This is a genomic window from Streptomyces sp. PT12 (genome assembly GCF_003311645.1).
Lineage (GTDB): Bacteria > Actinomycetota > Actinomycetes > Streptomycetales > Streptomycetaceae > Streptomyces.
Genome location: NZ_QEST01000152.1, coordinates 1 through 8,708, shown reverse-complemented (window position 1 = coordinate 8,708; position 8,708 = coordinate 1). Strand labels below are relative to the sequence as shown.

2 protein-coding genes are annotated in these 8,708 nt (G+C 73.3%); both read right to left on the bottom strand.

The genetic code is table 11. The features are described from left to right. Window positions 1-6,136, bottom strand: a 6,136-nt coding sequence (locus DEH69_RS17580; protein ID WP_113687935.1) for a type I polyketide synthase, incomplete at its 3' end; no start/stop codon positions are given. Between the two features lie 50 nt (window positions 6,137-6,186). After that, window positions 6,187-8,708 (bottom strand): SDR family NAD(P)-dependent oxidoreductase (locus DEH69_RS17575; protein ID WP_113687934.1); only part of this gene is annotated, 2,522 nt, incomplete at its 5' end.

The following is an 8,708-nucleotide window of genomic DNA, read 5'->3' as shown; positions in this document are numbered from 1 at the left end:
ACCGACCCGCCAACGCCCGCAACCCCACATCCGAACGCCCCGAAAACGCCCACGGCACCACGGCGGGCCCGGAGACCGTCGGCTCAGGGACCGGCTCCTGGGCCGGGGCCTGTTCGAGGATCACATGCACATTGGTGCCGCTGAAGCCGAAGGAGGAGACGCCGGCCCGGCGAGGGGCGCCGGTCTCGGGCCAGGGCCTGGCCTCGGTCAGCAGCTCGACGGCGCCCGCGGCCCAGTCGATATGGGTCGACGGCTCCTCGACGTGCAGGGTCTTGGGCAGCACCCCGTGCCGCATGGCCAGCACCATCTTGATGACGCCGGCGAGACCTGCGGCGGCCTGGGAGTGGCCGATATTGGACTTCACCGAGCCCAGCCACAGCGGACGGTCCGCGTCCCGGCCCTGACCATAGGTCGCCATCAACGCCTGCGCCTCGATCGGGTCGCCGAGCGAGGTGCCCGTGCCATGCGCCTCCACGGCGTCCACCTGTTGGGGCGTCAGCCCGGCGTTGGCCAACGCCTGCCGGATCACCCGCTGTTGGGACGGGCCATTGGGCGCGGTGAGCCCGTTGGACGCGCCGTCCTGGTTCATCGCCGAGCCCTTGACCACGGCCAGCACCCGGTGCCCGTTGCGGCGCGCGTCCGACAGCCGCTCGACGAGGACAACGCCGACGCCCTCGGCCCAGGCGGTGCCGTCGGCGTTGTCGGAGAACGCCTTGCAGCGGCCGTCGGGAGCGAGCCCTCGCTGGCGGCTGAACTCCACGAAGACATCGACGTCCGGCATGATCACCACGCCGCCGACCAGGGCCATATCGCATTCGCCGTGGCGGAGCGCCTGGGCGGCCTGGTGGAGTGCCACCAACGAGGAGGAGCAGGCGGTGTCGACGGTGACGGCCGGGCCCTCCAGGCCGAGGGTGTAGGCGATCCGGCCGGAGATGACGCTGGAGGCGTTGCCGGTCATCAGGAAGCCCTCGGAGCCCTCGGGCAGATCGCCGTCGGCGTCGACATAGCCCCGGTGGCCGCCGCCGACGAAGACGCCTACGTTCTGGCCCTTGAGGGAGGTCGGGTCGATGCCGGCGCGTTCCAGGGTCTCCCAGGAGGTTTCCAGGAGCAGCCGCTGCTGGGGGTCCATGGTCAGGGCCTCGCGGGGGGAGATCCCGAAGAACCCGGCGTCGAAGAGCGCCGCCTCGTGCAGGAAGCCGCCCTGGCGGACATAGGTCTTGCCGGGGGCGTCCGGGTCCGGGTCGTAGAGTCCCTCGACGTCCCAGCCCCGGTCGGTGGGGAAGTCGGAGACGGCGTCGCCGCCCTCGGCGACCAGCCGCCACAGGTCCTCCGGGGTGTGCACATCGCCGGGGAAGCGGCAGCCCATGGAGACGATGACGACCGGGTCGTCCACCACCGGCGCGAGCGCGGCACGTGGCGCGGCCGGGGCCGGCTGGGTGGCGTCGCCGAACAGCTTCTCGCCGAGGAACTTCGCCAGTTCGGCCGGGGTGGGGTGGTCGAAGACCAGCGTCGCGGGCAGCGGGAGGCCGGTGACCCGGCTGATGTTGTTGCGCAGGTTGACGGCGATCAGCGAGTCGACGCCCAGGTCCTTGAAGGGGCGGTTGCCGGAGACGGCCTCGCTGTCGGTGTGGCCGAGCGCCACGGCGGCCTGGGCGCGGACCAGGGAGACCAGTTCGCGGTCCCGGTCGGCCGGGCTGAGCTGGGCGAGCCTGCGGGTCAGCTCGGAGTCGGCGCCGGCGTCCTCGTCGCTCTCGTTGCGGGCGGCGATGGCGCGCCTGGCCTCGGGCACGGTGGAGAGCAGCTGCGAAGGCCGCACGCTGACGGCCGCCGGCGCTGCGCGTTCCCAGTTGACGTCGGCGACGACCAGCAGGCCCTCGTCGTCGGCGAGGGCGCGGGCGAGTCCGGCGACGGCGAGTTCGGGATCCATCGGGGGGACGCCGTCGTTCCGCAGCCGGTCGCCGAGTTCGCCGTCGGTGAGGCCGCCGCCGCCCCAGGAGCCCCAGAGCACGGAGGTGGCGGGCATGCCACGGTGGCGGCGGTGCAGGGCTAGGGCGTCCAGGAAGTTGTTGGCGGCCGAGTAGTTGGCCTGGCCGACGTTGGGCAGCAAGCTGGCGAAGGAGGAGAAGAGGACGAAGGCGGCCAGCTCGTGGCCCTCGGTCAGCTCGTGCAGATGGCGCGCGGCCAGAGACTTGCCCTCGGCGACGCCCTGGGCCCGTTCGGGGGTGAGGGTGTCGATGATGGTGTCGTCCAGGGTGCCGGCGGTGTGGAAGACGCCGGTCAGCGGCTGGGCGGCGGGGATGGCCTTCAGCAGGCCGGCGACGGCGGTGCGGTCCGAGACGTCGCAGGCGGCGATGGTCACCTTGGTGCCCGACTCGGTGAGTTCGCGGGCCAGTTCGGTGGCGCCCGGGGTTTCCGCGCCGCGCCGCCCGGTGAGCAGCAGATGTTCGGCCCCCTCGCGGGCCAGCCAGCGGGCGACATGGGTGCCGATGCCGCCGAGGCCGCCGGTGATCAGCAGGGTGCCCCGGGGTGGACGCCAGCCGGTGGTCGGCGCGTCGTCGATCCTGGGGACGCGGGTGAGGCGGGCGGCCAGCAGCCCTTCGGCGCGCACCGCGAGCTGGTCCTCGTCGAGCGCGCCGCTCAGCGCGGTGGTCAGCCGGTCCCCGGCCGTCTCGTCGGCGGTCTCCGGCAGGTCGACCAGGCCGCCCCAGCGGCCCGGGTACTCGACGGCGGCGGCCCGGCCCAGGCCCCAGCTGTCAGCCTGCGCCGGGTGGTTGAGGTCTTCGACGGGGGCGACTGAGACGGCGCCGCTGGTGGCGTACCAGAGCGGGGCTGTCAGCTCGCGGTCGCCGAGGGCCTGGAGCAGGGCGAGGTTGCCGAGGGTGCCGACGGTGAGGGCCGGCGCGCCCCGGTCGGCGCGTTCGTCGAGCGCCAGCAGCGAAAGGACGCCGCCGATCTCGGCGTCCGCGAGGGCGGGGCGCAGCAGTTCGGCGAGTTGGGCGCGGTCGGCGGCGTCGGGGACGGTGAGCCGTCGGACGTCGGCACCGGCCGCGCGCAGCGCCAGCTCGGCCGCCTCGATCCAGGGGTGGTCGACGGCGGCGGGCACGGCGAGCAGCCAACTGCCGTCGAGCCGTGCCCCGGCGTTCTTGGTGGCGCGCTTGGTGACGCGCTGCCAGCTGAGGTGGTAGCGCCAGCCGTCGAGGGCGGCATGCTCCCGGTTGCGGCGCCGCCAGGACGCCAACGCCGGGAGCAGTTCGGCGAGTTGGGCGCCGTCGTAGTCCAGGGTCTCGGCCAGCGCCGACAGGTCCTCGTTCTCGACGGCCGCCCAGAAGCGGGACTCGACGATATCGGGGGCGCCGACGGCCTGCCGGATATCGTCGTCGACGGCCTCGACCCAGTACCGCTCGTGCTGGAACGGGTAGGTGGGCAGTCCGGTCAGCGTGGGGACGGCCGGGCCAGCGGGCGACGGCCAGTCGACGTCGACGCCGTGTGCCCACGCCTCGCCGAGGGAGAGCAGGAAACGGTCCAGGCCGCCCTCGCCCCGGCGCAGCGAGCCGACGGTGACCGCCTCGGTGCCTGCGGTCTCGGCGACGGCCAGGGCCAGCACCGGGTGCGGGCTCGACTCGATGAAGATCCGGAAGCCCTCGTCGACCAGCAGCCGGGTGATATCGGCGAACTCGACGGGCTGGCGGAGGTTGCGCACCCAGTAGGCGGGGTCGAGCGTCGCGGTGTCCAGCGGGGCGCCGTCGACGGTCGAGTAGAACGGCACCTCGCAGGAGGCGGGTTCGATGCCGGCGAGGGTGGCGAGCAGTTCCTCGGCGACCTCGTCCACCTGGGGCGAGTGGGAGGCGTAGTCCACGGGGATGCGGCGGATCCGCAGGCCCTGGCTCTCGCAGGCGGCGGTGAGTCCGTCCAGCGCCTCCACATCGCCGGCGACCACGGTGGAGCCGCTGCCGTTGACGGCGGCGACGGAGAGCCGTCCCTCCCAGTCGGCGAGCAGCATCTCCACCTCGGCGCGGCACAGAGCCAGGGACGCCATACCGCCGCGTCCGGCGAGCCGTTCGCCGATGACACGGCTGCGTTCCACGACGATCCGGGCGCCGTCGGCCAGGGTGAGGCCGCCGGCGACCACGGCGGCGGCTATCTCCCCCTGCGAGTGGCCGACGACGGCCGCCGGCCGCACGCCGTGCGCGCGCCACAACCCGGCGAGCGCGACCATCACGACAAAAAGCACGGGCTGCACGACATCGACCCGTTCCAGCGCGGCCTCGTCGTCCGAGCCGCGCAGCACCTCCTCGGCCTTCCAGCCGACCAGGGCTTCGACGGCGGCGGCGGTGCGCCGGAACTCCTCGGCGAACTCCGGTGAGGCGTCGATGAGTTCGACGGCCATGCCGAGCCACTGGGAGCCCTGCCCGGGGAAGACGAAGACGGGCCGGGCGGCTCGGTCGTGGACGCTGCCCAGGGCGGTGCCGACGGACAGTTCGGGGGCGTCGTCGGCGATCCGGCGCAGCGCCTCGCCGAGCGCGGCGTGGTCGTCGCCGATGACGACGGCGCGGTGGTCCAGGGCGGCCCTGGTGGTGGCCAGGGCGCGGCCGACCCTGGCCGGGTCCAGCTCGGGGTGTTCGTCGGCGAAGTCGGCGAGCTGACGGGCCTGGTCGCGGAGCGCGCCCGGGGTGCGTCCGGAGACGACCCAGGCGGCGGGTCCGCTCGCGGCGGGTGCCTCGTCCGGTGTCGGCTCGTCGGTGACCTGCTCCAGGATGATGTGCGCGTTGGTGCCGCTCATGCCGAACGAGGAGACGCCAGCGCGGCGCGGCCGGCCCCGGTCGGGCCAGTCGATGCCCTCGGTGAGCAGCTGCACGGCGCCCGAGTCCCAGTCGACGCGAGGCGTGGGGGTGTCGGCGTGCAGGGTCCTGGGCAGCAGTCCGTGGCGCATGGCGAGCACGGTCTTGATGACGCCGCCGACGCCGGCGGCGGCCTGGGCGTGGCCGATGTTGGACTTGAGGGAGCCCAGCCACAGCGGCTGGTCGGTCGGCCGGCTCTGACCGTAGGAGGCGAGCAGCGCCTGGGCCTCGATGGGGTCGCCCAGGTTGGTTCCGGTGCCGTGCGCCTCCACCATGTCGACCTGCTCGGGGGCGAGCCTGGCGTTGGCCAACGCGGCCTCGATCACCCGCTGTTGGGCCGGACCGTTGGGGGCGGTGAGGCCGTTGGACGCGCCGTCCTGGTTGATGGCCGAGCCGCGGATCACGGCCAGCACGGGGTGCCTGTTCTTCCTGGCCTCGGAGAGGCGTTCGACGAGCAGCAGACCCACGCCCTCGCCCAGGCCCATGCCGTCGGCGTCGGCGGAGAACGCGCGGCAGCGCCCGTCCTTGGAGAGGGCGCGCTGCCGACTGAAGCCGACAAAGGCGGCGGGGTTGGGCATCACGGCGACACCGCCGGCGATGGCCAGTGAACAGTCGCCCATGCGCAGCGCGTTAACCGCCAGATGGAGGGCTACCAGCGAGGAGGAGCAGGCGGTGTCGATGGTGACGGCGGGCCCGGTGAGGCCGAAGGAGTAGGCGATCCGCCCGGAGACCACGGCGGCCGATGAGCCGGTGACGAGATGGCCCTCGGCACCCATGGCGGTGTCGGCGACGGCCCTGTGGTAGTCGAGCGGGTTGGCGCCGACAAAGGTGCCGATGTCCCGGCCGTGGACGGACTGCGGGTCGATCCCGGCGCGTTCGAAGATCTCCCAGGTCAGCTCCAGGGTGAGCCGCTGCTGGGGGTCCATCATCAGGGCCTCACGCGGCGAGATCCCGAAGAGCGTCGGGTCGAACTGGGCGATGCCGCCCAGGAATCCGCCGGCCTCCACATAGGTCTTGCCCTCGGCATCCGGATCGGCGTCATAGAGCGTCCCCAGATCCCAGCCCCGGTCGTCGGGGAAGGAGGAGACCAGGTCGGCGCCGTCGGTGAGCGCCCGCCACAGGTCCTCGGGCGAGTGCACATCGCCCGGGTAGCGGCAGGCCATGCCGACGATGGCGATAGGCTCGCGCTCCCGCTCCTGGAGCGTCTGTAGCTCGGCCTGGGTCCGCTTGAGATCGACGGTGACCCGCCTGAGGTAGTCGAGCAGCTTCTGCTCGTTCTGCTGCGGAACGTTCGACATGGTGTCTTCTCCAGTGAAAGCCGGGATCGTTCTTCTGGGGGCGAGACGACTCAGGGCTGTCCCAGCTCGTCGATCAGGTTGAACAACTCGTCGGCGCTCGCCGAGGCCACGTCCACCTCCGTGGTGGCGTCGCCCTCCTCGGTGGGCGCGTTGGCCGGCGCCCGCTCACCCCAGCTCCACAGCAGGTTCTGGAGGTGTTTGGTGATCTGTTCGTGGGTGTCGCCGTCCGGGGTGAGGCCGGCGAGCGCGCCCTCCAGCTCGGTAAGCCGGCTGAGCACCGGCTGTGCGGCGGAGTCGTTCGGCAGCAGCAGCGTCGCCAGCTGTGCGCCGAGGTGTTTCGGCGTCGGATAGTCGAACACCAGGGTGGCGGGCAGTTTGAGGCCGGTGGCCGCGTTGAGCCGGTTGCGTAGTTCGACGGCGGTGAGGGAGTCGAACCCGACGTGTCGGAAGGGCTGTTGGGCGTCGACCGAGCCGGCGGACTCGTGCCCCAGAACGAGGGCGGCGTTGGAGCGGACCAGCTCCGTCAGCTCCCGTTCGCGTTCGGCGACGGTCAGCGACGCCAGCCGGTTGACCAGCGAGGAGCCCTTGCCCTTCGCCGACTGCTCGGTGCGGGACACGGCCTCGGCGGTGTCCAGCGCGCGGCGTGCCTCGGGCACCTCGTCCATCCGGCGGGTGGGACGTTCGGCGGTGTAGATCAGCGCGTACCGCTCCCAGTCGAGATCGGCGACGACGGTGCTGGTCTCGTCGTGGTCGAGGATCTGCTGGAGCGCGGCCAGCGCCAGCTCGGGCGGCAGGGTGAACACGCCGTGCCGACGGCCTCGTTCGGCGACGGCGCCCTGCGCCATCCCGGCGCCGTCCCAGGTACCCCAGGAGACGGCGGTGGCCGGCAGCCCGGCGGCGCGCCGCTGGGCGGCGAGCGCTTCCAGGTAGGAGTTGCCCGGTGTGTAGGTGGCCAGGCCAGGGGCGCTGAAGGCGGTGGAGAAGCTGGAGAACAGGACGAAGGCCGTCAGCTCCCGGTCCTTGGTGAGTTCGTGCAGGTTGAGCGCGCCCTCCGCCTTGGCGTGCAGGGCGCCCGCCACCGAGTCCAGGGTGACGGCGTCGACCGAGCCGTCGTAGAGCGCGGCGGCCGTGTGGATGACGGCGGTCAGCGGACGGTCGGCCGGGATCGCGTCGAGAACGCCGGCCAGCGCGTCCCGGTCGGCGATATCGCAGCCCGCCAGGGTGACCTCGCTGCCCGCCTCGCGCAGCTCATCGGCCAGTTCGGCCGCTCCTGGCGCTTCGGCGCCAGCGCGGCTGAGCAGCAGCAGATGGGGGGCGCCGTTGGCGGCGAGCCAGCGGGCGGTGTGGGCGCCGAGCGCACCGGTGCCACCGGTGATCAGCACGGTGCCCTCCGGCCGCCACTCGCGGGCTGGCCTGGTCGCGCCAAGCGTCGCGCGGACGATCCGCCGACCCAGCACCCCTGCTGCGCGCAGGGCGAGTTGGTCCTCGTCACGGAGGCCGGCGAGGGCGGCGACCAGCCGACGCCCGGTCCGCTCGTCGGGCTCGGTCGGCAGGTCGACCAGTCCGCCCCAGCGTTCGGGGGTCTCGATGCCGACGACGGGGCCAAGCCCCCAGAGCAGGCTCTGGCCGACGCTGGCCACGCCCTCGCCCGCACCGGCGGCGACGGCACCCCGGGTGGCGCACCACAGCGGAACGTCGAGCTTGGTGTCGCCCAACGCCTGGATCAGCGCGAGCGAGGCGGCATAACCGGCGGGAACGCCGGGGTGTTCGGGGTGTGGCCGCTCGTCGAGCGCGAGAAGGGAGAACGCGCCGGCGACGGAGTCGCGGTCGTCGCCGACGGCGGCGGCGATCCGTTCGTCCAGATCCTCGCGGCCGGTGCCACCGGCCGGCACGGTCACGGTGACGACGGAGGCGCCGGCCTCGTCCAGGGCGCGGGCGGCGGTGTCGGCCCAGGGGCCCGGAGTCTCATCCGGGACGAACAGCAGCCAGCTGCCGGAGAGTTGGGTGCGCTCCGGCTCGGGCAGGGTCCGCCAGGAGACGCGGTAGCGCCAGCCGTCGGTGGTGGCGCGTTCGCGGTGTCGGCGACGCCAGGACGCCAGGGCCGGCAGCACCTGGCCGAGCTGCGGCTCCTCGGCCTCAAGCGCCAGATCGCCGGTGAGCGCGGCCAGGTCCTCCCGTTCCACGGCGTCCCAGAACCGGGCCTCGACCTCGTCGCGCGGGACCTGTCCGGCGGGGGCGGCCGCGCCTGGGGCGGGCGCCTCAAGCCAGTAGCGGCGGCCCTGGAACGGGTAGGTCGGCAGATCGACCGTGGTCAGCCCGGCCGGGAACAGGGGACGCCAGTCGACGGGAGCGCCGACGGTCCCGGCCTCGGCGAGCGACTGGAGGAACCGCCGCCTGCCCCCGTCATCGCGCCGCAGCGAACCGATGGCGGCGACCTCGACGCCGACGGCCTCGGCGGTCTCCTGGACGCCGACGGTCAGCACCGGATGCGCGCTCACCTCCACAAACGCACCGGCACCCTGACCCAGCCAGCCCCGGATCGCCTCATCGAACCGGACCCGCTCCCGCAGAT